The 23,079-nt window shown below is 66.5% G+C and carries 22 protein-coding genes; 18 read left to right on the top strand and 4 right to left on the bottom strand.

From position 1 onward, the window contains the following. Positions 1-32 precede the first annotated feature (32 nt). The 8 genes from AC1G9C_RS14160 to AC1G9C_RS14125 all read left to right on the top strand — a co-directional run bounded on the left by AC1G9C_RS14160 (position 33) and on the right by AC1G9C_RS14125 (position 7,897). Positions 33-668, top strand: a complete 636-nt coding sequence (locus tag AC1G9C_RS14160; RefSeq protein WP_480407909.1) for a phosphoribosylanthranilate isomerase — start codon at positions 33-35, stop codon at positions 666-668. Positions 669-785: 117 nt separating this feature from the next. Then, a complete protein-coding gene (accD, locus tag AC1G9C_RS14155; RefSeq protein WP_480407908.1) occupies positions 786-1,670 on the top strand; it encodes an acetyl-CoA carboxylase, carboxyltransferase subunit beta in 885 nt (294 codons plus the stop codon). Beyond that, a complete protein-coding gene (folC, locus tag AC1G9C_RS14150) occupies positions 1,667-2,944 on the top strand; it encodes a bifunctional tetrahydrofolate synthase/dihydrofolate synthase (RefSeq protein ID WP_480407907.1) in 1,278 nt (425 codons plus the stop codon). The genes accD and folC overlap by 4 nt, the downstream gene beginning before the upstream one ends. 15 nt (positions 2,945-2,959) lie before the next feature. Next, positions 2,960-3,577, top strand: coding sequence for an SPOR domain-containing protein (locus AC1G9C_RS14145; protein WP_122108469.1), 618 nt, complete (start codon positions 2,960-2,962; stop codon positions 3,575-3,577). A gap of 82 nt (positions 3,578-3,659) precedes the next feature. Then, positions 3,660-4,172 carry a CvpA family protein gene (locus AC1G9C_RS14140; RefSeq protein WP_021444698.1) on the top strand — a complete coding sequence of 171 codons (513 nt, stop codon included), beginning with the start codon at positions 3,660-3,662 and terminating at the stop codon, positions 4,170-4,172. A gap of 87 nt (positions 4,173-4,259) precedes the next feature. Then, positions 4,260-5,768, top strand: coding sequence for an amidophosphoribosyltransferase (purF, locus tag AC1G9C_RS14135; RefSeq protein ID WP_021444697.1), 1,509 nt, complete (start codon positions 4,260-4,262; stop codon positions 5,766-5,768). A 138-nt stretch (positions 5,769-5,906) separates the two neighbouring features. Further along, positions 5,907-7,118 (top strand): O-succinylhomoserine sulfhydrylase, encoded by a 1,212-nt coding sequence (locus AC1G9C_RS14130; RefSeq protein ID WP_021444696.1) that lies wholly within the window; start codon positions 5,907-5,909, stop codon positions 7,116-7,118. A gap of 2 nt (positions 7,119-7,120) precedes the next feature. Then, complete coding sequence (locus AC1G9C_RS14125) at positions 7,121-7,897, top strand: SDR family oxidoreductase (RefSeq protein WP_480407906.1); 777 nt, start codon at positions 7,121-7,123, stop codon at positions 7,895-7,897. Positions 7,898-7,984: 87 nt separating this feature from the next. On the opposite strand, the gene AC1G9C_RS14120 is transcribed toward AC1G9C_RS14125, so the two are convergent. Then, positions 7,985-9,649: an electron transfer flavoprotein-ubiquinone oxidoreductase gene (locus AC1G9C_RS14120; protein ID WP_480407905.1), complete on the bottom strand. Its 1,665-nt coding sequence runs from the start codon at positions 9,647-9,649 to the stop codon at positions 7,985-7,987. A gap of 324 nt (positions 9,650-9,973) precedes the next feature. Here AC1G9C_RS14120 and AC1G9C_RS14115 point away from each other — a divergent pair, with 324 nt between their 5' ends. Next, entirely contained in the window at positions 9,974-10,723 is a 750-nt protein-coding gene (locus tag AC1G9C_RS14115; RefSeq protein WP_012018936.1) for an electron transfer flavoprotein subunit beta/FixA family protein, read from the top strand. After that, on the top strand, positions 10,724-11,653 hold the full coding sequence (locus AC1G9C_RS14110) for an electron transfer flavoprotein subunit alpha/FixB family protein (RefSeq protein ID WP_021444692.1): 930 nt from the start codon (positions 10,724-10,726) through the stop codon (positions 11,651-11,653). Between the two features lie 76 nt (positions 11,654-11,729). On the opposite strand, the gene AC1G9C_RS14105 is transcribed toward AC1G9C_RS14110, so the two are convergent. Next, positions 11,730-12,662 (bottom strand): alpha/beta fold hydrolase, encoded by a 933-nt coding sequence (locus AC1G9C_RS14105; RefSeq protein ID WP_480407904.1) that lies wholly within the window; start codon positions 12,660-12,662, stop codon positions 11,730-11,732. Positions 12,663-12,777: 115 nt separating this feature from the next. Between AC1G9C_RS14105 and AC1G9C_RS14100 the strand changes: the two genes are divergently transcribed. From AC1G9C_RS14100 to AC1G9C_RS14065, 8 genes are all read left to right on the top strand, one after another. Then, a complete protein-coding gene (locus tag AC1G9C_RS14100; RefSeq protein WP_480407903.1) occupies positions 12,778-13,611 on the top strand; it encodes a substrate-binding periplasmic protein in 834 nt (277 codons plus the stop codon). A gap of 9 nt (positions 13,612-13,620) precedes the next feature. Then, positions 13,621-13,974: a DUF4398 domain-containing protein gene (locus tag AC1G9C_RS14095; RefSeq protein WP_122107137.1), complete on the top strand. Its 354-nt coding sequence runs from the start codon at positions 13,621-13,623 to the stop codon at positions 13,972-13,974. Next, positions 13,974-14,786, top strand: coding sequence for an OmpA family protein (locus tag AC1G9C_RS14090; RefSeq protein ID WP_480407902.1), 813 nt, complete (start codon positions 13,974-13,976; stop codon positions 14,784-14,786). Before AC1G9C_RS14095 ends, AC1G9C_RS14090 begins: the two co-directional genes overlap by 1 nt. 194 nt (positions 14,787-14,980) lie before the next feature. After that, on the top strand, positions 14,981-16,450 hold the full coding sequence (locus AC1G9C_RS14085; protein ID WP_122107136.1) for an aminotransferase-like domain-containing protein: 1,470 nt from the start codon (positions 14,981-14,983) through the stop codon (positions 16,448-16,450). A gap of 66 nt (positions 16,451-16,516) precedes the next feature. Further along, positions 16,517-18,235 (top strand): vWA domain-containing protein, encoded by a 1,719-nt coding sequence (locus AC1G9C_RS14080; RefSeq protein WP_480407901.1) that lies wholly within the window; start codon positions 16,517-16,519, stop codon positions 18,233-18,235. Then, positions 18,232-18,804, top strand: a complete 573-nt coding sequence (locus AC1G9C_RS14075; protein WP_480407900.1) for an RNA polymerase sigma factor — start codon at positions 18,232-18,234, stop codon at positions 18,802-18,804. The genes AC1G9C_RS14080 and AC1G9C_RS14075 overlap by 4 nt, the downstream gene beginning before the upstream one ends. Then, positions 18,801-19,484, top strand: a complete 684-nt coding sequence (locus AC1G9C_RS14070; protein ID WP_480407899.1) for a hypothetical protein — start codon at positions 18,801-18,803, stop codon at positions 19,482-19,484. The genes AC1G9C_RS14075 and AC1G9C_RS14070 overlap by 4 nt, the downstream gene beginning before the upstream one ends. A gap of 93 nt (positions 19,485-19,577) precedes the next feature. Next, on the top strand, positions 19,578-20,072 hold the full coding sequence (locus AC1G9C_RS14065) for a hypothetical protein (protein ID WP_480407898.1): 495 nt from the start codon (positions 19,578-19,580) through the stop codon (positions 20,070-20,072). A gap of 48 nt (positions 20,073-20,120) precedes the next feature. Here the strand turns inward: AC1G9C_RS14065 and AC1G9C_RS14060 are convergent, their stop codons facing one another. Both AC1G9C_RS14060 and AC1G9C_RS14055 read right to left on the bottom strand, forming a co-directional pair. Further along, positions 20,121-21,947, bottom strand: coding sequence for a long-chain-acyl-CoA synthetase (locus AC1G9C_RS14060; protein WP_480407897.1), 1,827 nt, complete (start codon positions 21,945-21,947; stop codon positions 20,121-20,123). Between the two features lie 291 nt (positions 21,948-22,238). After that, on the bottom strand, positions 22,239-23,063 hold the full coding sequence (locus AC1G9C_RS14055) for an SDR family oxidoreductase (RefSeq protein WP_480407896.1): 825 nt from the start codon (positions 23,061-23,063) through the stop codon (positions 22,239-22,241). Between the last annotated feature and the right edge of the window lie 16 nt (positions 23,064-23,079).

Raw genomic sequence — 23,079 nt, 5'->3', positions numbered from 1 at the left:
CATCCAGCGCTTTGCAGCAGGGGAGTACGCCCGTGTCAGTCGTGCGCAGCAAGATCTGCGGCATCACCCGCATCGAGGACGCCCTGGCGGCGGTGGCGGCAGGGGCCGATGCCATCGGCCTGGTGTTCTATGCGAAAAGCCCGCGGGCGGTCAGCGTCGAGCAGGCGGCTGCGATCCTGCACGCGTTGCCGCCGTTCGTCACCAGCGTCGGTCTGTTCGTCGATATGCCGCGCGCCGAGTTGCAGGCGTTGTTGCAGCGCCTGCCGCTGGATCTGCTGCAGTTTCACGGCGACGAGTCGCCGGCCGACTGCGAGGGACATGGTCGTCCCTACATCAAGGCCCTGCGCGTGCGCCCCGGCGAAGATGTGGCGGCGGCGATGGCGCCCTATGCAGGTGCGCGCGGCATCCTGCTGGACACCTTCGTCGAGGGCGTGCCCGGCGGCACCGGTGCCACCTTCGACTGGGCGTTGGTACCGCGCCAGGCCGCCAAGCCGATCATCCTCGCCGGCGGCCTGGCGGCGGGCAACGTCGCGGCGGCGATCCGTCAGGTGCGGCCCTATGCGGTGGATGTCAGCGGCGGCGTCGAGGCGAGCAAAGGCATAAAGGATGCAGGCAAGATTCGCGCGTTCGTGCAGGCAGTGCGCGACGCTGGATGTGACGACGCCTGAGGCGCGGCCGTCCATTAGCCTGTCACGCCGCCAATGGCGGTGGAAACGAATTGCTGGCGGTGGGCGCCCACAGGTGAGCCGCCCCACCCGAACCAACGGTTATGGAGAAATGACAGCATGAGCAACTGGTTGGTAGACAAACTCATCCCCTCGATCATGCGTTCCGAGGTGAAAAAGAGCTCGGTGCCCGAGGGGCTGTGGCACAAATGTCCGTCCTGTGAAGCCGTGCTCTATCGTCCCGAGCTGGAAAAGACCCTCGACGTCTGCCCCAAGTGCAACCATCACATGCGCATCGGCGCGCGCGCCCGTCTCGACCTGTTCCTCGATGCCGATGGTCGCGAGGAAATCGGCGCCGAGCTGGAGCCGGTGGACCGCCTGAAGTTCCGCGACAGCAAGAAGTACAAGGATCGCCTGGCCGCCGCGCAGAAGCAGACCGGCGAGAAGGACGCGCTGATCGCCATGCGCGGAACCCTCGAAGGCATGCCGATCGCCGTGTGCGCCTTCGAATTTTCCTTCATGGGCGGCTCCATGGGCGCCATCGTCGGCGAGCGTTTCGTCCAGGCTGCCACCGTTGCCCTGGAGCAGCGTTGCCCGCTGGTGTGCTTCTCCGCCTCTGGCGGTGCGCGCATGCAGGAGGCGCTGATCTCGCTGATGCAGATGGCCAAGACCTCGGCCGCCCTGGCGCGTTTGCGTGAAGAGGGCCTGCCGTTCATCTCCGTGCTGACCGACCCGGTCTACGGCGGCGTCTCCGCCAGCCTGGCCATGCTCGGCGACGTGATCGTGGCCGAGCCCAAGGCGCTGATCGGCTTCGCCGGCCCGCGGGTGATCGAACAGACCGTGCGCGAGAAGCTGCCGGAAGGCTTCCAGCGCAGCGAATTCCTGCTGGAGCACGGTGCCATCGACATGATCATCCCGCGTGCCGAGCTGCGTCCGCGTCTGGCGCGCCTGCTCGCGCAGCTGATGAATCGCCCCTCTCCGGTTTCCCTGCCGGCCACTGCATGACCGAGCGTAGCCTGGGCGACTGGCTCGCCTACCTCGAGCAGCTGCATCCCTCGGCCATCGACATGGGCCTGGAGCGCTCGCGCGAGGTGGCGCAGCGTCTCGGCCTGGGCAAGCCGGCGCCGCTGGTGATCACCGTGACCGGCACCAACGGCAAGGGCTCCACCTGTGCCTTCGTCGCCAGTCTGCTGCGTGCGCATGGACGCCGGGTCGGCGTCTACAGTTCGCCGCATCTGCTGCGTTACAACGAGCGGGTGGTCATCGATGGCTGCGAGGCCAGCGACGCCGAGCTGTGCCAGGCCTTCGCCGCGGTGGAGGCGGCGCGCGGCGAAACCTCCCTGACCTATTTCGAAATGGGTACCCTGACGGCCTTCTGGCTGTTCGAGCGCGCGGCGCTGGATGCCGTGGTGCTGGAGGTCGGCCTGGGCGGCCGGCTGGATGCGGTGAATCTGGTGGATGCCGACCTGGCACTGGTCACCAGCATCGGTCTGGATCATGCCGACTGGCTGGGCGACACACGCGAGTCGGTGGCCTACGAGAAGGCCGGCATCCTGCGCGCCGGCAAGCCCGCGCTGTGCGGCGATCTCGACCCGCCGCAGCCGCTGCTCGATCAGGTGGCGCGGCTGGATGCGCCGTTCTTTCTGCGCGGCCGCGATTACGACCTGAGTATCGGCGCGCAGGCTTGGTCCTGGTACGGCCTCGATGCGCGTGGGCAGGTGCTGCGTCTGGAACAGCTGCCGCTGCTCGATCTGCCGATGGAAAATGCCGCCCTGGCGCTGCAGGCCTATGCCTTGCTGGAGCTGCCCTGGGATGCCGCGCAGATCGCCCAGGCGCTGGCGGCGACGCGGGTTACCGGGCGTCTGGACCGGCGCACGCTGGATTGGCGAGGCAAGTCACTCACACTGTTGCTCGATGTTGGGCATAATCCCCATGCCGCCGAATACTTGGCGCAGCGTCTGCAAGCCCGGCCGCCGATTGGGCGCCGTTGGGCGGTGTTCGGTCTGTTGGCCGACAAGGACCTGCCCGGGGTGGTGGCACCGCTGCTCGATCAGGTTGCCGGCTGGGCTGTGGCGCCGCTGGCTACGCCGCGTTCGCGCCCGGCCGCCGAGCTGGCCGCGCAGTTGCAGGCCCGGGGGGCGGCGGTGACGCTGCACGCGGACGTGCGCGCCGCGCTGGAAGCCCAGTGCGAGCAGGCGGCACCCGGCGACGAGATTCTGCTGTTCGGATCGTTTTTCTGCGTGGCCGAGGCCCTGGACTGGCTGGCCCGCCCAGCTTGAAAGGGGAGTAGGGGGATGGCATTGCTGGACAAGGGGCTCAAGCAGCGCATGGTCGGCGCGCTGGTGCTGGTGGCGCTGGCGGTGATTTTCCTGCCGATGCTGCTGTCGCGCGAGGACGAGATGCGTCGGGTGGTGGTGGACGCCCCGGCGATGCCGCAGGCGCCGGTGATGCCGGAAATCGTCGTGCAGCCGGCCGAGGTGGTCGAACCCGAAGCCTTGCCGCAGGAGCCGATTCCGCCCGAGGAGGTGCCGCCGCAGCCGCTCGAGACGCCGCCGCAGCCCGAGGTGCAGCCGGCAGTGCCGGCACCCGCGCCGAGCCAGCCCGAAGCGGCCAAGGCCGAGACGCTCGCCAGCGCGCCGGCCAAGCCCGCCAGTCGGCTGGACGCCAACAGCCTGCCGATCAGCTGGTCGGTGCAGCTGGCCAGCCTGTCCAGCCGCAGCGGCGCGGAAAACCTGCAGAAGACTCTGCGCAGCCAGGGCTACAACGCCTATATCCGCACCTTCGACGGCATGAACCGAGTGTTCGTCGGGCCGCTGATCGAGCGCGCCGAAGCCGAGCGTCTGCGCGACCAGCTCAATCGCCAGCACAAGCTCAGCGGTTTCGTCGTGCGTTTCCAGCCCGAGGCGGGTTGAGAACAGGACTTTGCATCGCCCGGTTACCCGATGCGCCGGGCTCTGCTAAAATGCTTCGCCTTTTCCGCTGGTAGGCCGCACCGTGGTATTCACCTGGGTCGATTGGGCGATCATCGCCGTCATCGCCGTCTCGAGTTTGATCAGCCTCAAGCGTGGCTTCGTCAAGGAAGCCCTGTCGCTGCTGACCTGGATCATCGCGGGTATTGTCGCCTGGATGTTCGGCGGCGCGCTGGCCCAGCACCTCGTCGAATTCATCGAAACTCCGTCCGCACGGGTGATCGCCGCCTGTGCCATTCTGTTCGTCGCCACCTTGCTGGTCGGCGCCCTGGTCAATTTCCTCATCGGCGAGCTGATTCGCGTGACCGGCTTGTCCGGCACCGACCGTTTCCTCGGCATGGTGTTCGGCGCCGCCCGCGGCGGTCTGTTGGTGGTGCTGCTGGTCGGGCTGATCAGCCTGGCGCCGGTGGAGCAGGACACGTGGTGGCAGCAGTCGCAACTGGTGCCGCATTTTCTGATGGTCGCCGACTGGTCGAAGAACCTCATTCTGGGGTGGTCCGGTCAGTGGTTTTCCGGTGGGATCGGCTCACCCAGCTGATCCGCCATAAAAGAGCGCCTGCCCTGGCCCAAACCGCCGTGGCAGTCGCTGAAGTTAGCCTGAACTATCTAGCAGGGGTCGTGGCACATGTGTGGCATCGTCGGTATCGTCGGCAAGTCGAACGTCAATCAGGCGCTGTATGACGCGCTCACCGTCCTTCAGCATCGCGGCCAGGACGCTGCCGGCATCGTCACCAGCCATGATGGCCGGCTGTTCCTGCGCAAGGACAACGGCCTGGTGCGCGACGTGTTCCAGCAGCGCCACATGCAGCGCCTGGTCGGCCACATGGGCATCGGCCACGTGCGCTACCCCACCGCCGGCAGCTCCAGCTCGGCCGAGGCGCAGCCGTTCTACGTCAACTCGCCCTACGGCATCACCCTGGCGCACAACGGCAACCTGACCAACGTCGAGCAGTTGGCCAAGGAAATCTACGAGTCCGACCTGCGCCACGTGAACACCAACTCCGACTCGGAAGTGCTGCTCAACGTGTTCGCCCACGAGCTGGCCCAGCGCGGCAAGCTGCAGCCGACCGAGGAAGACGTGTTTGCCGCGGTCAGCCACGTGCACGAGCGCTGCCTGGGCGGCTACGCGGTGGTGGCGATGATCACCGGCTACGGCATCGTCGGTTTCCGCGATCCCAACGGCATTCGCCCGATCGTCTTCGGCCAGCGCCACACCGACGAAGGCGTCGAATACATGATCGCCTCCGAGAGCGTGTCGCTGGACGTGCTCGGCTTCACCCTGATCCGCGACCTGGCGCCGGGCGAAGCGGTGTACATCACCGAGGAAGGCAAGCTGTTCACCCGTCAGTGCGCACAGAATCCCAAGTACGCGCCGTGCATCTTCGAGCACGTCTACCTGGCGCGCCCGGATTCGATCATGGACGGCATCTCGGTGTACAAGGCGCGCCTGCGCATGGGCGAGAAGCTGGCCGACAAGATCCTCCGCGAGCGTCCGCAGCACGACATCGACGTGGTCATCCCGATTCCCGACACCAGCCGCACCGCCGCTCTGGAACTGGCCAACCGCCTGGGCGTGAAGTTCCGCGAAGGCTTCGTCAAGAACCGCTACATCGGCCGTACCTTCATCATGCCCGGCCAGGCGGCGCGCAAGAAATCCGTGCGGCAGAAGCTCAACGCCATCGAACTGGAGTTCCGCGGCAAGAACGTGATGCTGGTGGACGACTCCATCGTCCGCGGTACCACCTGCAAGCAGATCATCCAGATGGCCCGCGAAGCCGGGGCTAAGAACGTCTACTTCTGCTCGGCGGCGCCGGCGGTGCGTTATCCGAACGTATACGGCATCGATATGCCCAGCGCCCACGAGCTGATCGCCCACGGCCGCAGCACCGAGGAGGTCTGCGAGCTGATCGGCGCCGACTGGCTGGTCTACCAGGACCTGCCGGACCTGATCGAGGCGGTCAGCGGCAGCAAGAAGATCAAGATCGACAACTTCGACTGCGCGGTGTTCGACGGCAAGTACGTCACCGGCGATGTCGACGAGGCCTACCTGGACAAGATCGAGCAGGCGCGCAACGACGCCAGCAAGGTCAAGTCGCAGGCGGTCAGTGCCATCATCGATCTGTACAACAATTAACTCGGGCGGGCAGGGCGGGGTTCTGCCTGGTTTGATGGTGCGCGCAGCGCACCCCGACCCGTAGCCCGGATGCAATCCGGGGGATATCACAGAGGATTTCCCGGATTGCATCCGGGCTAGATTGCGTGAGGTAGCGATATGACACTGGAATGGGATGCCGGCAGGCTCGATAGCGATCTCGACGGCGTGGGCTTCGACACCCTGGCGGTGCGCGCCGGCCAGCGCCGCTCGCCCGAGGGCGAGCACGGCGAGGCGCTGTTCCTCACCTCCAGTTACGTGTTCCGCACCGCCGCCGACGCCGCCGCCCGCTTTGGCGGCGAGGTGCCGGGCAACGTCTACTCGCGCTACACCAACCCCACCGTGCGCACCTTCGAGGAGCGCATCGCCGCCCTGGAAGGCGCCGAACAGGCGGTGGCCACCGCCTCGGGCATGTCGGCGATCCTCGCCATCGTCATGAGCCTGTGCAGCGGCGGCGACCATGTGCTGGTCTCGCGCAGCGTGTTCGGTTCCACCATCAGCCTGTTCGAGAAGTACCTCAAGCGCTTCGGCGTCGAGGTCGACTACGTGCCGCTGGCCGATCTGGAAGCCTGGCAGGGCGCGTTCAAGGCCAACACCAAGCTGCTGTTCGTCGAGTCGCCGTCCAACCCGCTGGCCGAACTGGTGGATATCGCCGCCCTGGCCGAGATCGCCCATGCCCGCGGCGCGCTGCTGGCGGTGGACAACTGCTTCTGCACCCCGGCGCTGCAGCAGCCGCTGGCGCTGGGCGCCGATATCGTCATGCACTCGGCGACCAAGTACATCGACGGCCAGGGCCGTGGCCTCGGCGGCGTGGTGGCCGGACGCAGCGAGCAGATGAAGGAAATCGTGGGCTTTCTGCGTACCGCAGGCCCGACCCTGAGCCCGTTCAATGCCTGGCTGTTCCTCAAGGGCCTGGAGACCCTGCGCATCCGCATGCAGGCGCAGAGCGACAGCGCCCTGCAGCTGGCGCAGTGGCTGGAGCAGCAACCGCAGGTCGAGCGGGTCTACTACGCCGGCTTGCCCAGCCACCCGCAGCACGAGCTGGCGAAGCGGCAGCAGAGCGCCTTCGGTGCGGTGCTCAGTTTCGAGGTGGCGGGCGGTCGCGACGCCGCCTGGAAGGTGATCGACGCCACCCGGGTGATTTCCATCACCACCAACCTGGGCGACACCAAGACCACCATCGCCCACCCGGCGACCACCTCCCATGGTCGCCTGAGCCCGCAGGAGCGGGCCAATGCCGGCATTCGCGACAACCTGATTCGCGTCGCCGTGGGCCTGGAAGACCTGGCTGACCTCAAGGCCGATCTGGCACGCGGCCTGGCCGCGCTCTGAGCATGCTGGAGTGGGGCAGCGGCGCCGCGCCGAATAACGGCCGGGTCGCGCTGGTCAGCGGTGCGGCCCGCGGCATCGGCCTGGGCATCGCGGCCTGGCTGATCACCGAGGGCTGGCGGGTGGTACTGGCCGACATTGACCGCGAGCGCGGCTCGAAGGTGGCGCGCGCGCTGGGCGATAACGCCTGGTTCGTCGCCATGGACGTGGCCAAGGAGGATCAGGTCAGCGTCGGCGTCGCCGAGGTGCTCGGCCAGTTCGGCCGCCTCGATGCGCTGGTGTGCAACGCCGCCATTGCCGACCCGCACAACCCGCCGCTGGAGGTGCTCGACCTCAAGCGCTGGAATCGCCTGCTGGCGGTCAACCTGACCGGCGCCATGCTCCTGGCCAAGCATTGCGCGCCTTACCTGCGCGGTCATCGTGGGGCCATCGTCAATATCGCCTCGACCCGCGCCAGCCAGTCCGAGGCCAATTGCGAGGCGTACGCCGCGAGTAAAGGCGGCCTGGTTGCGCTGACCCACGCCCTGGCCGTCAGCCTCGGCCCGGAGGTGCGGGTCAATTGCGTCAGCCCCGGCTGGATCGATGCCCGCGACCCGTCGCAGCAGCGCCGCGAGCCGCTGTCGGTGTTCGATCACGCGCAGCACCCGGTCGGCCGTGTCGGCGCGGTGGAGGATGTCGCCGCCCAGGTCGCCTGGCTGCTGTCCGATGCCGCCGGTTTCGTCACCGGCCAGGAGTTCGTGGTCGACGGCGGCATGAGCCGCAAGATGATCTATCAGGATTGAGCGCCTTAGGACGGGTGAAACCCGTCTGCGGCGTGGAAGCAGAAACGAAAAAGGCTCCCGAAGGAGCCTTTTTCATGCATGGCCGAATTACATGTTGGGGTAGTTCGGCCCGCCGGTGCCTTCTGGCGCGACCCAGGTGATGTTCTGGGCCGGGTCCTTGATGTCGCAGGTCTTGCAGTGCACGCAGTTCTGCGCGTTGATCTGGAAGCGTTTCTCGCCGTCTTCCTGAGTCACCACCTCGTACACGCCGGCCGGGCAGTAGCGCTGCGCCGGTTCGTCGTACAGCGGTAGGTTCTTCGCCAGCGGGATGCTCGGGTCGGTGAGCTTCAGGTGGCAGGGCTGCTCTTCTTCGTGGTTGGTGTTGGAGAGGAACACCGAACTCAATTTGTCGAAGCTCAGTTTGCCGTCCGGTTTCGGGTAGGCGATCTTCGCGCACGCGGCGGCCGGCTTCAGGCAGGCGTAGTCCGGTTTGTTGTCGTGCAGGGTGAAGGGCGCTTTGCCGCCGAAGATGTTCTGGTCCAGCCAGTTGATACCGCCGCCGACGATGGCGCCGTACTTGTGGATGGCCGCGCCGAAGTTGCGGCTGCGGAACAGTTCGTCGTACAGCCAGCTGGCCTTGAAGCCCTCGACGTAGCCGTTCAGCTCGTCGCCGCCTTCGCCGCCGCCGAGCAGGGCCTGGGCCACGGCGTCCGCCGCGAGCATGCCGGACTTCATCGCGGTGTGGCTGCCCTTGATCTTGGCGAAGTTCAGGGTGCCGAGGTCGCAGCCGATCAGCGCGCCGCCGGGGAAGACCATCTTCGGCAGCGAATTCAGGCCGCCCTTGCAGATGGCGCGGGCGCCGTAGGCCACGCGCTTGCCGCCTTCCAGGTACTGGGCGATCACCGGGTGGTGCTTGTAGCGCTGGAACTCGTCGAACGGCGACAGGTGCGGGTTGGCGTAGGACAGGTCGATGATCAGACCCACCACGACCTGGTTGTTCTCCAGGTGGTAGAGGAAGGAGCCGCCGGTGTTCTCGGTGCCCATGATGTCCATCGGCCAACCGGCGGTGTGCACCACCAGGCCTTGTTCATGCTTGGCCTGGTCGATGTCCCAGATTTCCTTGATGCCGATGCCGTAGTGCTGGGCGTCGGCTTCGCTGTCGAGCTTGTACTTGTTGATCAGCTGCTTGCCGATATGGCCACGGCAGCCTTCGGCGAACAGGGTGTACTTGCCGCGCAGTTCCATGCCCGGGGTGTAGTAGCCTTCCTTGGGGTTGCCTTCGCGGTCGACGCCCAGATCGCCGGTGACGATGCCGCGCACCACGCCGTTGTCGTCGATCAGCGCTTCCTGAGCGGCGAAGCCGGGATAGACTTCCACGCCGAGGTTTTCCGCCTGCTGGGCTAGCCAGCGGCACAGATTGCCCAGGGAAATGATGTAGTTGCCTTCGTTGTGCATGGTTTTCGGCACAAAGAAGTCGGGAATTCGGGTAGCCTTGTCGGCGTCGCGCAGCAGGTAGATGTCGTCGCGCTTGACCGGGGTATTGAGCGGGGCGCCCAGTTCCTTCCAGTCGGGGAACAGTTCGTTCAGGGCGCGCGGCTCGAAGACCGCACCGGAGAGGATATGCGCGCCGACTTCGGAGCCTTTCTCGACCACGCAGACGCTGATCTCCTGGCCCGCTTCAGCGGCTTTCTGCTTCAGTCGGCAGGCGGCGGACAGGCCGGACGGGCCGGCGCCGACGATGACGACGTCGAACTCCATAAATTCGCGTTCCACAGGCTATCTCCTACTCAAGGCTCTTCGATGTTTTATGTTGGAGGGCGCGGCTCGGTCCCTAAGCGATGCGGGCGCATTATATCTACACCCTCCCAACGGGCCAATACAAACGTTTGTTTGAATTTTCTGTAGGCCTGTTAGAATCCTACTACATCGCGGATGACCGGCCGGTTCGCTGTATTGACCGAGCCAGGCCGCGGGGTCAAGATACGGGCGGTTTTGCGCTCGCCGTCTGGGCTGAAAGGTCGGTTCCGGCCGATTTTGCATCACCGGCCAGGCTCGCCTTGGCGACATTCTTATTCACCGGAGAGTAACGAGGAATCCATGAAGGTTCTTGTAGCTGTCAAACGAGTGGTTGACTACAACGTCAAGGTTCGCGTCAAGGCGGACAACAGTGGCGTCGACCTCGCCAACGTCAAGATGTCGATGAACCCCTTCTGCGAGATCGCCGTGGAGGAAGCCGTACGTCTGAAGGAGAAGGGCGTGGCGAGCGAGATCGTCGTCGTCTCCATCGGCCCGGCCACCGCTCAGGAGCAGCTGCGTACCGCGCTGGCCCTCGGTGCCGACCGCGCCATCCTGGTCGAGTCCAACGACGAGCTGAACTCCCTGGCCGTGGCCAAGCTGCTCAAGGCCGTGGTCGACAAGGAGCAGCCGCAGCTGGTGATCATGGGCAAGCAGGCCATCGACAGCGACAACAACCAGACCGGCCAGATGCTCGGCGCGCTGACCGGTTTCGGCCAGGGCACCTTCGCCTCCAAGGTCGAGGTGGCTGGCGACAAGGTCAACGTCACCCGTGAAATCGACGGCGGCCTGCAGACCGTCGCGCTGAACCTGCCGGCGATCGTCACCACCGACCTGCGCCTGAACGAGCCGCGCTATGCGTCGCTGCCGAACATCATGAAGGCCAAGAAGAAGCCGCTGGAAACCGTTACCCCGGACGCCCTGGGCGTTTCCACCGCCTCCACCGTCAAGACCCTGAAAGTCGAAGCGCCGGCTGCTCGCAGCGCTGGCATCAAGGTCAAGTCCGTGGCTGAACTGGTCGAGAAACTGAAGAACGAGGCGAAGGTAATCTAAATGACTATCCTGGTTATCGCTGAACACACCAATGCCGCCCTGGCTGCCGCGACCCTGAACACCGTTGCCGCTGCCGCGAAGATCGGTGGCGACATCCACGTACTGGTTGCCGGTAGCGCCTGTGGCGCTGCTGCCGAAGCTGCTGCCAAGATCGCTGGCGTAGCCAAGGTGCTGGTGGCCGACAACGCCGCCTATGCCAACCAGCTGCCGGAAAACGTCGCACCGCTGGTAGCCGAGTTGGGCAAGGGCTACAGCCACATCCTGGCTGCCGCCACCAGCAACGGCAAGAACATCCTGCCGCGCGTCGCCGCTGCCCTGGACGTCGACCAGATCTCCGAGATCATCGCCGTCGAAAGCGCTGACACCTTCAAGCGTCCGATCTATGCCGGTAACGCCATCGCCACCGTGCAGTCCTCGGCTGCCATCAAGGTGATCACCGTGCGTAGCACCGGTTTCGACGCCGTCGCTGCCGAAGGCGGCAGTGCTGCCGTTGAGGCCGTTTCCGGCCCGGCCGATGCCGGCAAGTCCGCCTTCGTCGGTGAAGAGCTGGCCAAGTCCGATCGTCCGGAGCTGACCGCTGCCAAGATCGTCGTGTCCGGCGGCCGTGGCATGGGCAATGGCGACAACTTCAAGCACCTGTACGCCCTGGCCGACAAGCTCGGCGCCGCCGTCGGTGCCTCGCGCGCCGCGGTCGACGCCGGCTTCGTGCCGAACGACATGCAGGTCGGTCAGACCGGCAAGATCGTCGCGCCGCAGCTGTACATCGCTGTCGGTATCTCCGGCGCGATCCAGCACCTGGCCGGCATGAAGGACTCCAAGGTGATCGTCGCGATCAACAAGGACGAAGAGGCGCCGATCTTCCAGGTGGCCGACTACGGCCTGGTCGCCGACCTGTTCGAAGCCGTACCGGAGCTGGAAAAGCTGGTCTAAGCCGCTTTCTCCGCTGCGAAAAGAACCCGCTCCTTGGAGCGGGTTTTTTATTGGCGATCGGTCAAATACGAGTGACTCACGGCGGCGTCAGCCCCTCCAGAAAACGCCGGTAGAGCAGGGCGCTTTCCTGCGGTCGCTCCAGCATCGGCGTATGGCCGACGTCCGGCATCACCACCACGCTGGGCTGGCGCAACAACGGCCGCATCACCTCGATGCTGGACACATGCAGCACGCGGTCCTGCTCGCCCCACAGCAGCAGGGTCGGGGCCTGGATTTTCGGCAGTTCCGGCTCCAGCGGGATATAGCGCTCGACCAGTTGCTGGAATACCCGCTCGTAATGCTCGCGGTTGGCCATCGACCGTTCGGCCAGGTGGCGCCGGAGCGAGTCGGGCAGGTAGGGCGGCTCGACGAAGACGAACTGCAGCAGGCGCTGGAAGTCTTGCGGCTGCCTTACCACCAGCGGGTTGGGTGCGCCGCGTTCGAGCAGTTCGAAGAGTTCGCTCTTGCTCGGTGCCTCGACCCCGGCGTTGTCGAACAGCGCCAGCGAGCGCACCCGCTGCGGGTAGCGCGCGGCAAAGAGGGCGGCGATATGCCCACCCATGGAGTTGCCCAGCAGATGGGCGCGATCGATATCCAGCGCGTCGAGGATGCTCGCCAGGCGTTCGGCCTGGGTGCCGACGTCGTAGCTGCCGACGGGGCGGTCGCTGTCGCCGAAGCCGGGCAGGTCGAGGGCGATCACCCGATAGCGATTCGTCAGCTGGCGGGAAAAGCGCAGCCAGTTATCCTTGTCCGCGGCGAAGCCGTGGATCAGCACCAGGGTTTCGCCCTTTGCCGGCCCTCCCTGGTAGTAATGGATGTTAAGATCGCCGGCACGCAGCTGTTCGTGGCTCAGTCCGGCGCGCTGCTGCTCGATCAGGCGCAGGCTGGCCAGCTGGGTCGCCGGAAATAAGTAGAGCGTCGCGGCGGCAGCGGCGAGCAGCAGCATCAGGCCGAACAGCAGTTTTTTCATGGCGCGTCCTTATCGCGAATTATTATGGCGGCGCCATTAAGCTAGCATGAACATGGATGGTTTCCCGGGCTTGCCCACCTTCCTTGTCGATCACCGCATGAACCGAGAGTAGCCAATGCCCGAGCGTTGTCTGTTTAAGTCCCTGCTGCTGTGGTTCGCCCTGGCGCTGATGCCGGCAGCCGCCCTGGCGGTGGGCAAGTGCGAGCGCCTGGTGGCGACCGGCAATCCCGAGTATCCGCCCTACCTGTGGCGCGATCCGCAGAATCCGCAGCAGCTGATCGGCGCCAACGCCGACCTGCTCAAGCACCTGGCCAAGGAGCTCGGTCTGGTGGTGGACGTGATCCACACCGGGCCCTGGTCGCGGGCGCAGGACGAGGTGCGCACCGGGCGGGTCGACCTGATCGCCGGCGCCTTCCTCACCCTGCCGCGTCTGGAGAGCATGGACTACGTGCATCCGGCCTTCTTCTTCACCCCCAGCGTGGTCTGGGTGCGCAAGGGCGAAGGTTTCCCCTACGGCAGCTGGGTCGACTTGCAGGGGCGCACCGGCGACACCCTGGTGGGCAACAGCTTCGGCCAGCAGTTCGATACCTACGCCAAGCAGCACCTGACCCTGGAGGGTGTGTCCAGCCTGACCCAGGCGTTCCAGAAGCTGCTGCTCGGGCGCACCGACTACGTGCTCTACGAGCGCTACCCGGGCCTGGCGTTGGCCGAAACCCTGGGCATGGACGACGACCTGGAGGTGCTGGAACCGCCGATCTCCAGCGAAGGTCTGTTCCTCACCCTGTCGCATAACTCGGCGTGCAACGAGCCCTGGCTGCGCGGACAGCTGGCGCGGAAAATGACAGAATTGGTCGCCGCCGGCCTGCCCGAGCAGTTGTTGCAACGCAACCTGGAGCTGTGGAAGGCCCAGCAGATGCAGCCCGACCCGGTCGGCGACGTCAATCAGTAGGAAACTCTCGTGATAAATCGACCCCTTTGCGCGCTGCTGCTGGCGCTGGGCCTGACGGCCTGCGCCAGCGATCCGGCGCCCACCGAACAACTGCGTCTGACCGAACAGGCGCTGGCCCAAGCCAAGGCCCTGGGCGTGGCCCGCGAGCAATCGGCGCCGTTGAGCCAGGCCGAAGACAAGCTGGCCCAGGCCCAGGCCGCGCTGCACGACGGTCGCCACAAGCAGGCCCGGCTGCTGGCCGAGCAGGCCGAACTGGACGCCCGTCTGGCCGAGGCCGAGCACCTCAATGGCAAGGGGCGCGAGCAACTGGCCGAGCTGAACCAGCGCATCGGTCGTCTGCGCCAGCAACTGGGGGCCATGTGATGAGCCGCTCGATGCCCATCGCCGCCCTGCTGCTGGCGGCCACCTCGCTCGGCGGTTGCGCGGCCCAGCAGCCGGCCAGCGACCAGGCCCTGGAAGCGGCGCGCACCAGCTTCCAGACGGTCAAGGAAGATCCCAACGTCCTGCGTGCGGCGCCCAAGGACGTGATTCGCGCGGGCGAATCGCTGGCGCGGGCCGAGCGGCTGTCCAGCTACTGGGGCAGCGGCGCGGACGTGCGTCACTATGCCTACCTCAGTCAGCGTTATGCCGAGATCGCCCGTCAGCACAGCGAGATCGCCCTCAACCAGGAGCGCGTGGCCAAGCTCGAGCTGGAGCGTGAGCGCCTGCAGCTGACCCTGCGCGAGGCCAAGCTGCTCAGCGTGCAGCAGCACAATGGCTGGCTGGAGGAACAGATGGTCAGCCTCGCCGCCAGCGAGACCGAGCGCGGTCTGGTGATGACCCTGGGCGACATGCTGTTCGACGCCGGGCGCGCCGAACTGCAGCCGGCGGCCAACCGCACCGTGCTCAAGCTGGTGCAGTTCCTGCAGATCAACCCGCAGCGGCGGGTGCGTATCGAGGGCTATACCGACAACACCGGCAGCGCCGAGGAGAACCTCGAACTGTCGCGCGCGCGGGCGCAGAGCGTGGCCGATCTGCTGGTGGACCTGGGCATCGACGCCAAGCGCCTGCAGGTGGTCGGCTACGGCGTCGACTTCCCGGTGGCGGAAAATGCCTCGGCGCGCGGGCGGGCGCAGAACCGTCGGGTGGAGATCGTCTTCTCCGACGAGCGTGGCCAGCTCGGCGCCGAACGCTAGATCTGCCCGGCTGCACACGAACCCCGGCCTGGCCGGGGTTTTTCGTTTCTGCGCCTGTCTGGCCGCAATCGCCTGGGCATAATGCATACAGCTGCCGTACGAATACTGTATGGCCGACACTGTTCTGAACTGTGCCAGTACACTTTCGGGTAAATCGGCTACTGTTATGGTTCAGCGACCCGAAGGAGACGGCCATGACCAATCTGTTGCTCTACCAGCGCATCGCCCAGCAGTTGGCCGAGGACATTCGTCGGGGTGTCTACCAGCCGGGCGAGCGGGTGCCCTCGGTGCGCAAGATGAGCGCGCAGCTCAACGTCAGCCATGCCACCGTGCTGCAGGCCTACGCCAATCTGGAAGACCAGGGGCTGATCCGCGCGCGGCCGCAGTCCGGCTTCTACGTGCATCAGACACCGGCGCTGACCGCGCCGACCCCGGATATCGCGCGGGTCGAACGCCCCGGCCTGGTCACCCGCAGCAGCATCATCAACCAGGTGCTCACCGAGTCGCGCCGCGAGGGGGTGTTCCCGCTGGGCGCCGCGGTGCCGCACGTCGACTACCTGCCGGTGCGCGCGCTGCACCAGCAACTGGCCAAGGTCACCCGTTTCCACAGCCCGCGCGCCTTCAGCTACATGTTCAGCCCCGGCTTCGAGCCGCTGCGTCGGCAGGTGGCGATCCGCATGCGCGACGCCGGGGTGGTGGTCGACCCGTCCGAGGTGGTGATCACCCACGGCTGCGTCGACGCCCTGCAGATGAGCCTGCGCGTGCTGACCCAGCCGGGCGACCTGATCGCCGCCGAGTCGCCGACCTACTACGGCCTGCTGCAGCTGGCCGACCTGCTCGGCCTCAAGGTGATCGAGATTCCCAGTGACCCGACCACCGGCATCAGCCTGGAGGCCCTGCAGCTGGCGGCCAACCAGTGGCCGATCAAGGCGCTGGTGCTCACCGCGCGGCTGTCCAACCCGCTCGGCGGCACCGTTCCCGAGGAACGCCAGCGTCAGTTGCTGCGCCTGGCCGGCGACTACGACATCCAGATCATCGAGGACGATATCTACGGCGAGCTGATGTTCGAGCAAGGGCCGACCAAGGCGCTCAAGTCGCACGATCGCGACAGCCGGGTGATCTACTGCTCGAGCTTCTCCAAGACCCTGTCGCCCGGCGTGCGCATCGGCTGGATAGTCGCCGGCAAGTACCAGGACGAGATCCAGCGCCTGCAGACCTTCACCACCCACTCGGCGTGCAGCGTGACGCAGATGGCGGTGGCCGCCTACCTGGAAAACGGCGGTTACGACCGCCACCTGCGTTTCATCCGCCAGGAGTACCGCAAGAACCTCAGCGCCTTCCAGCTGGCGGTGCAGCAGTATTTCCCCGACGGTACGCAGATGACCCGGCCCAAGGGCGGCTTCATCCTCTGGGTCAGCCTGCCGGTGCGGGTCAATACCAAGGACCTGCACGTGCGCGCGCTGCAGCAGGGCATCTCCATCGCCCCCGGGCTGATCTTCAGCAACACCGAGCAGTTCAACCATTGCGTGCGGCTGAACTGCGGCATCCCGTGGAACCGCGAGGCCGAGCGCGCGCTGATGACCCTGGGCATGCTGGCCAGCCAGCTGTGCCAGGAGGTGAGCGGCGGCTTGTCGCTGGAGCGGGCGGGCGGCATAGCGGTTTAACCCGAATCGGGCAGGGGCTGCGTCTACCTGAGCGAAGGTTCCATGCCATTGCTCAGGAGCTGCACCATGTCCGCTTATTCCGTACTGCTCGTTCGTCCGCTCGCCGCCGGTTTCGCCGCCGGTGTGTTGCTCGCCCTGGCCGCCTGCAGCGTCTCGGGCCCCGAAGCCGAGGCGCAGGGCAAGCCCGCCGCGCCGGCCGCCGCGCTGCACGACAGCCTGGCGGCGCCAGTCGCCGCCGAGGCGCGTGCCGAGCTGACGCGCAAGCGCGAGAGCCTACTGCCCAACCATGTCGCCCCTGTCCCCAACCCCATGCTCGATACCTTGCCGCCGGGCTACCGCGACGTGGCGCGCGAGCAGTACCAGACCTACGCGGACAACCCGGTATTCGCCGTGTCGGAGACGCCGGTATCGACCTTCAGCATCGACGTGGACACCGGCAGCTACGCCAACGTGCGGCGTTTCCTCAATGGCGGGCAACTGCCGCCGAAGGACGCCGTGCGCCTGGAAGAGCTGGTCAACTACTTCCCCTACGCCTACCCGTTGCCGCAGGGCGACGCGCCTTTTGGCGTCAGCACCGAACTGGCGGTCACGCCCTGGAATCCCGACACGCGCCTGCTGCGTATCGCCATCAAGGCGTCGGACCGCAGCGTGGATGAGCTGCCGCCGGCCAACCTGGTGTTTCTGGTGGATGTCTCCGGCTCGATGCACCGCCGCGAAGGCCTGCCGATGGTGCAGGGCACCCTGAAACTGCTGGTCGACCAGTTGCGCCCGCAGGACCGCGTGTCGCTGGTCACCTATGCCGGCGCCAGTCAGGTGGTGCTGGACTCCACGCCCGGCAGCGACAAGGCGGCCATTCGCGCGGCGATCGACCAGCTGACCGCGGGCGGCTCCACCGCCGGTGAGTCGGGCATTCAGCTGGCCTATCGGCAGGCGGGCAAGCACCTGATCGACGGCGGCATCAATCGCATCCTGCTGGCCACCGACGGCGACTTCAACGTCGGCATCAGCGACTTCGACAGCCTCAAGCAACTGGCCGCGGACAAGCGCAAGAGCGGCGTGTCGCTGACCACCCTGGGCTTTGGCGTGGACAACTACAACGAGCGCCTGATGGAGCAGCTGGCCGATGCCGGCAACGGCAACTACGCCTATATCGACAACCTGCGCGAGGCGCGCAAGGTGCTGGTCGACCAGCTCGGTTCGACCCTCGCCACTGTGGCCAGCGACGTCAAGCTGCAGCTGGAATTCAACCCGGCCGAGGTCAGCGAATACCGCCTGCTGGGCTACGAGAACCGTGCGCTCAAACGCGAGGATTTCAGCAACGACAAGGTCGATGCCGGCGAGATCGGCGCAGGGCATACGGTCACCGCGCTGTACGAGATCGTGCCGGCTGGTGGCAAGGGCTGGCTGGAGCCATTGCGCTATCAGAGCAGCATTCAACCGGCTGGAAAGAGCGGCGAGCTGGCCTGGCTGCGGATTCGCTACAAGGCGCCGGGGGAAGCGAGCAGTCGCCTGCTGGAACGACCCATTGCGCGTGACGAGGCGAAACCGGTTGCGGCCGCCAGCGAGGATCTGCGTTTCGCCGCAGCGGTGGCCGCCTTCGCCCAGCAGCTCAAGGACGGCCGCTACACCGGCGACTTCGATCTGGCGCAGAGCATCGCGCTGGCCCGCTCGGGCAAGGGCGAGGATCGCTTCGGCCTGCGCGGCGAGTTCATCCAACTGGCCGAAATCGCCCAGAGCCTGCAAACTGCAGGCTCCATTTCCAGCCCTGTACGAGCGCTGCAGTGAACGCACCCCTCACGGACGACGACGCCGCCCTGTTGCGGCGTTACCGCCACGGCGACGCCGCGGCCTTCAACGCGCTGTACCAGCGCCATCGCTTGGGCCTGTTCCGCTTCCTGCTTGGCCTGTGCGGCGACCACGCCCTGGCCGAGGAAGTGTTCCAGGAAACCTGGATGAGCCTGGTGCGCAGCCAGAGCGAACAGCGCGAGGCGGTGTTGTTCAAGACCTGGCTGTACCAGATCGCCCGCAACCGGCTGATCGACCATTGGCGCAAGACTGGCAGGCACCAGGCCGGCCACGACGCGTACGATGAAGGCCAGCACGCCCAGGCGGACCCGCAGCCGGGCCCGGAGCAGCAGCTCGGCCTGAGCCGCGACAGCCAGCGCCTGCAGGCCGCGCTGGCGGACCTGCCGGCCGACCAGCGCGAGGTGTTCCTGCTGCGCGCCCATGGCGACCTGGAACTGAACGAGATTGCCGAGTTGACCCGCACGCCGGCCGAGACGGTCAAGAGCCGTCTGCGTTATGCCCTGCAGAAACTGCGCCGGCTGCTGGCCACCGAGGAGTTGTCCGCATGACCCACGATCGAGAAACACTGGACCACGAACAGGCGCTGCTGGCGCATTTTCGTGCCCATGGCGAAGGCGAACCCTCGGCCGAGCTGGATGCACGCATCCTGGCGGCGGCAAGCGCGGCCGCCCGTGAGGCGAAGCAGGCCGAAGCCGTCAGCGACAAGGCTGGCTGGCCGCAGCGTTTGCACCAGTGGCTATTCGGTAGCGGCCGGCAGCGCTGGTCGGTGGCGGTAGCCGGGCTGGCCTGCGTCGGCATCGGCGCCAGCCTGACCTGGCGCACCCTGGAGCAGGCCCCGGAGGCCTTCGATGCCGTGCCGCCCAGCGTGGCCATGAGCCCAGCTGCGCCAGCCCCCGCGCCGATGGCGGCCAAGCGTGCTGCCGAGGGCGAGTCGGTGGCGCGCATGGCCGCTCCTCAGGAACGGATGAAGGCCGAGGTCATGGCACGCTCGGCGCCACCTGCCGCGATGGCCGACGCGCCGATGGCCAGCACCGCGGCCATAGCGCCCATGGCCGAGTTGGTGAGCCAGAGCGAGCCACGCGAGGCCTTGCTGCGCCTGCTGGAGCTGCGGCGTACGGGCAAGCAGGCCGAGGCAAAGCGTTTGCTGGAGCAGTTGCAGGCCGATTATCCGCAACTGGATATCGAAGCCGAGCTGAGCCATCTGGCTGCCGAGCCGCCTCAGGAATGAAGGGCGAGGTAAAAGTCGTGTAAGCCGGCTTGCCAGCCAGGCACGGGCAGGGGAGCATGAGCGCATCGTCGACCGAGTTACCCTTGCCCCATGATGCGTAAGTCCCTTCCGTTGCTGCTGTGCCTGGCTTGGCTGAGCGCCTGCGAGCGTACGGCGGAGCCTGTGGCGCAGCAGCCCGAGCCTGTTCCGGCGCCGCTTGCCGCGCCGGTCGAGGCGCCTGCAGTCGAGGTTGCCAAGCCTGAGCCCGTCGAGCCGGCGTCGCCGGTCGAAGCCGCCGAAGTCAAACCAGCCGCGCCTGGCAAACCTCAGGCCGCCGCCAAGCCCAAGCCGGCCGCCGCGCCGCAGCCCAAGCCCGAACCCGAGCCGAAACCGGCGCTGGATCTGAGCGTGCCGCAGGAGCTGTTCGAGCAAGCGTTGGAGAGCGAAACCCGCGAGGAACTCTCGCCACTGCTGCCGCCCCTGTTCGGCGACAAACCCGAGACTGTCAGCCCCTTCCAGCTCAGCGGTCGGCTGATCAGCAACGAGCGGGTGGACGACTACTGGGAGTCCATCGAAGGCGCCGAGTTGCAGTTCGAGTTCAAGCAGTAGCGCAGCCGGTGCGCGGCGCACCCTAGCGGTCGCCGGGTGTTCGAACGTTCAGAAGCGATAAGCCTGGCGCGCGATGGCCGCATGCAGCTCGTCATCCAGCGGCTGGAAGCTCGCCGTGCCGGGCAGGCGCACGTAGAGCGGCCCATCGACCCGGCTCGGGTCGTAGCCGGCCTGCTTGAGGTCGGTCTTCTTGTACTTGAAAGTGCCGGTGGTCTCCACCTCGCCGAGCAGGCGCACGAACAGCGGCACGGCGTAAGCCGGCAGTTCGCGATCCAGGTGCGTGGCCAGCGCGGCGCCGTCCAGCTCAAAGCCTGGCGCCAGGCGCAGCGCGGCCATGCCGCAGCGGCCATTGGTACCGGGAATCTCCACACCGTAGACCACCGCGTCTTCCACCCCGGCGAAGGCGCCGAGCACGTTTTCCACCTCGGTCGTTGAAACGTTCTCGCCCTTCCAGCGGAAGGTGTCGCCGAGGCGGTCGACGAACTGCGCGTGCTTGCAGCCGATGTCGCGCATCAGGTCGCCGGTGTTGAACCAGGCGTCGCCCTTCTTGAACACGTCGCGCAGGATCGCCGCCTCGCTCTTGGCCGGGTCGGTGTAGCCGTCGAACGGCCACTTGGCACTGATCTCGCTGATCAGCAGACCCGCTTCGCCTTTGTCGGCCTTCTGCAGAAAGCCCTTCTTGCCGCGCAGCGGCCGATCATTCTCCAGGTCGTAGCGGACGATGGCGTAGGTGGCCGGGGTATAGCCGACGGTGTTGTCGAAGTTAAAGACGTTGGTGAAGCCGATATTGCCCTCGCTGGAGGCGTAGAACTCGGTGATCTGCTCGACGCCGAAGCGCTGCTTGAACTCGGCCCAGATCGACGGGCGCAGGCCGTTACCGATCATGCAGCGCAGGCTGTTGTTCTTTTCGATGTCTGTTTCCGGCTGATTGAGCAGGTAGCGGCACAGCTCGCCGATATAACCGAAGCAGGTGGCCTGGTAACGCGCCACGTCGCTCCAGAAGGCGCTGGCGGAGAACTTGCGGCGCAGGGCGATGGCCGCGCCGCCGGCGAGGGCCGCGCTCCAGCATACGGTGACGGCGTTGTTGTGGTAGCAGGGCAGGGTGAGGTAGAGCACGTCGTGCTCGTTCAGGGTCAGGCCGGAATGGCCGAAGCCGCCATAGGCCTTGATCCACTTGCCATGGCTCATGATCGAGGCCTTGGGCAGGCCGGTGGTGCCGGAGGTGTAGATCAGAAAGCAGGGATCCTTCATCCGCACCAGGGCGCTGTCCGGCGGGTTGCCTTCGGCCTGGCCGCGTGCCAGCTGCATTGGGTTGCGCCAGCCGTCCGGCGCCTGCCCGGCGTCCTCCAGGCAATCCTGGTCGGCCACCCAGTAGCGCGGCGCATCGGGGTTGTCGAGCTGCCCGGCGACCTCGGTGAAGGCCGCCTGCAGCTCGGCGCCGATCACCAGGAAGCCCGGCTCGACCAGGTTCAGGCTATGGGCCAGCACCTTGCCGCGCTGGGTGGTGTTGACCAGCGCGCCGACTGCGCCGAGCTTGCTCAGGGCGGCGAGGATGGCCAGCAGCTCCAGGCGGTTCTCCAGCATCACCGCAACCACGCTGCCGTGACCCACGCCCTCGGCCTTGAAGGCCCAGGCCAGGCGATTGGCCCAGGCGTTGAACTGGCGGTAGCTGAGCCGGCGTTGCTCGTCCAGCAGCGCCGGACGCTCGGGATGCAGCTGCGCGGCGCGCTGCAGCGCCCAGGCCAGCGACAGCTTCTTCTCGCGGTTGCGGATGCCGGCGTAGTACAGGCCGCGCAGCATGCGCGGCACGCGCGGCAGGTGCTGCGGCAGGTGGGCGAGGAAGCGAAAGGGCGAAATCAGATCGGCTTGGCTCATGGGGCTCGCACTTGAACTGTTATGAATTGGAGGCGAGTTCTGACTCTAGTCAGCCTGGCGCGCACCAGCCATGGCTCTGGTGCGTTCAGCGGCGGGCAGATCGGCAAATAGCCGAGGCTTTCGGTGAGCAAGTCGGCTGTCCGTAGCCCGGATGAAATCCGTGGGTGGCTGGCGCATTCTTCCCGGATTTCATCCGGGCTACGAAACCGAAACGACATTCCCTTTCCCACAGCCCTTTTCCCAGGAATGGGAGAGGGGAGCAGAGTAGCGTCGATGCACCCAGTGGGGCGTTCAATCAACGAACAGGTCGGGTACCAGGCTGCCGCCAGCGGGATCGAAACGGTACTGCTCGAAGTCGGTGACGCCCCGTTCACGCAGGATGTCCTCGTCGATCAGCAGGCGCCCGCTGAGGCTGCGGCCTTCGCTACTCAGGATGGCGTGGGCGGCGTCGGCCATGATGGCCGGGGTGCGCGCGCGCTTGAAGGCGTCGCGGCTGCCCAGTTCGAACTCGATGGCGGCGGTGGCGATCATGGTCTTGGGCCACAGCGAGTTGACGCTGATGCCGTATTTCTTGAATTCCTCGTTCATGCCTAGGGTGAGCATGCTCATGCCGTACTTGGTGACGGTGTAGGGGCCGTGCTGGGCGAACCACTTGGCGTCGAGGTTGAGCGGTGGCGACAGGTTGAGGATATGCCCGCCGGGGCTCTTTTTCAGATAGGGCAGCGCTGCCTGGCTGCACACCATCACCGCGCGGGTATTGATCTGGTACATCAGGTCGAAGCGCTTGGGTTCCAGCCGTTCCACGCCCACCAGCTTGATCGCCCCGGCGTTGTTGACCAGCGCGTCGATGCCGCCGAAATGCTCAGCGGCACGGGCCATGGCGGCGGCCACGGCCTGTTCGTCGCGCACGTCCAGTTGCAGGGCCAGGGCCTGGCCGCCAGCGGCCTCGACCTCGGCGGCGACGCTATGGATGGTGCCTGCCAGCTTCGGGTGTGGCTCGGCGCTCTTGGCCGCGATGACGATATTGGCGCCGTCGGCGGCGGCCTTGAGGGCGATCTCGCGGCCGATGCCACGGCTGGCGCCGGTGATGAACAGGGTCTTGCCGGAAAGTGACATGGGCGTTCCTCTTGTT

Source organism: Pseudomonas sp. ABa2, assembly GCF_056676075.1.
Note: the sequence above shows the minus strand (reverse complement) of the source record. Positions and strands in the feature narration are given on the sequence as shown.

Bases quoted from the DNA above. Each gene is read 5' to 3' on its own strand.
- accD (WP_480407908.1), top strand. From the start codon at position 786: ATGAGCAACTGGTTGGTAGACAAACTCATCCCCTCGATCATGCGTTCC.
- folC (WP_480407907.1), top strand. From the start codon at position 1,667: ATGACCGAGCGTAGCCTGGGCGACTGGCTCGCCTACCTCGAGCAGCTG.
- AC1G9C_RS14145 (WP_122108469.1), top strand. From the start codon at position 2,960: ATGGCATTGCTGGACAAGGGGCTCAAGCAGCGCATGGTCGGCGCGCTG.
- purF (WP_021444697.1), top strand. From the start codon at position 4,260: ATGTGTGGCATCGTCGGTATCGTCGGCAAGTCGAACGTCAATCAGGCG.
- AC1G9C_RS14130 (WP_021444696.1), top strand. From the start codon at position 5,907: ATGACACTGGAATGGGATGCCGGCAGGCTCGATAGCGATCTCGACGGC.
- AC1G9C_RS14125 (WP_480407906.1), top strand. From the start codon at position 7,121: ATGCTGGAGTGGGGCAGCGGCGCCGCGCCGAATAACGGCCGGGTCGCG.
- AC1G9C_RS14115 (WP_012018936.1), top strand. From the start codon at position 9,974: ATGAAGGTTCTTGTAGCTGTCAAACGAGTGGTTGACTACAACGTCAAG.
- AC1G9C_RS14110 (WP_021444692.1), top strand. From the start codon at position 10,724: ATGACTATCCTGGTTATCGCTGAACACACCAATGCCGCCCTGGCTGCC.
- AC1G9C_RS14105 (WP_480407904.1), bottom strand. From the start codon at position 12,662: ATGAAAAAACTGCTGTTCGGCCTGATGCTGCTGCTCGCCGCTGCCGCC.
- AC1G9C_RS14100 (WP_480407903.1), top strand. From the start codon at position 12,778: ATGCCCGAGCGTTGTCTGTTTAAGTCCCTGCTGCTGTGGTTCGCCCTG.
- AC1G9C_RS14090 (WP_480407902.1), top strand. From the start codon at position 13,974: ATGAGCCGCTCGATGCCCATCGCCGCCCTGCTGCTGGCGGCCACCTCG.
- AC1G9C_RS14085 (WP_122107136.1), top strand. From the start codon at position 14,981: ATGACCAATCTGTTGCTCTACCAGCGCATCGCCCAGCAGTTGGCCGAG.
- AC1G9C_RS14080 (WP_480407901.1), top strand. From the start codon at position 16,517: ATGTCCGCTTATTCCGTACTGCTCGTTCGTCCGCTCGCCGCCGGTTTC.
- AC1G9C_RS14070 (WP_480407899.1), top strand. From the start codon at position 18,801: ATGACCCACGATCGAGAAACACTGGACCACGAACAGGCGCTGCTGGCG.
- AC1G9C_RS14065 (WP_480407898.1), top strand. From the start codon at position 19,578: ATGCGTAAGTCCCTTCCGTTGCTGCTGTGCCTGGCTTGGCTGAGCGCC.
- AC1G9C_RS14060 (WP_480407897.1), bottom strand. From the start codon at position 21,947: ATGAGCCAAGCCGATCTGATTTCGCCCTTTCGCTTCCTCGCCCACCTG.
- AC1G9C_RS14055 (WP_480407896.1), bottom strand. From the start codon at position 23,063: ATGTCACTTTCCGGCAAGACCCTGTTCATCACCGGCGCCAGCCGTGGC.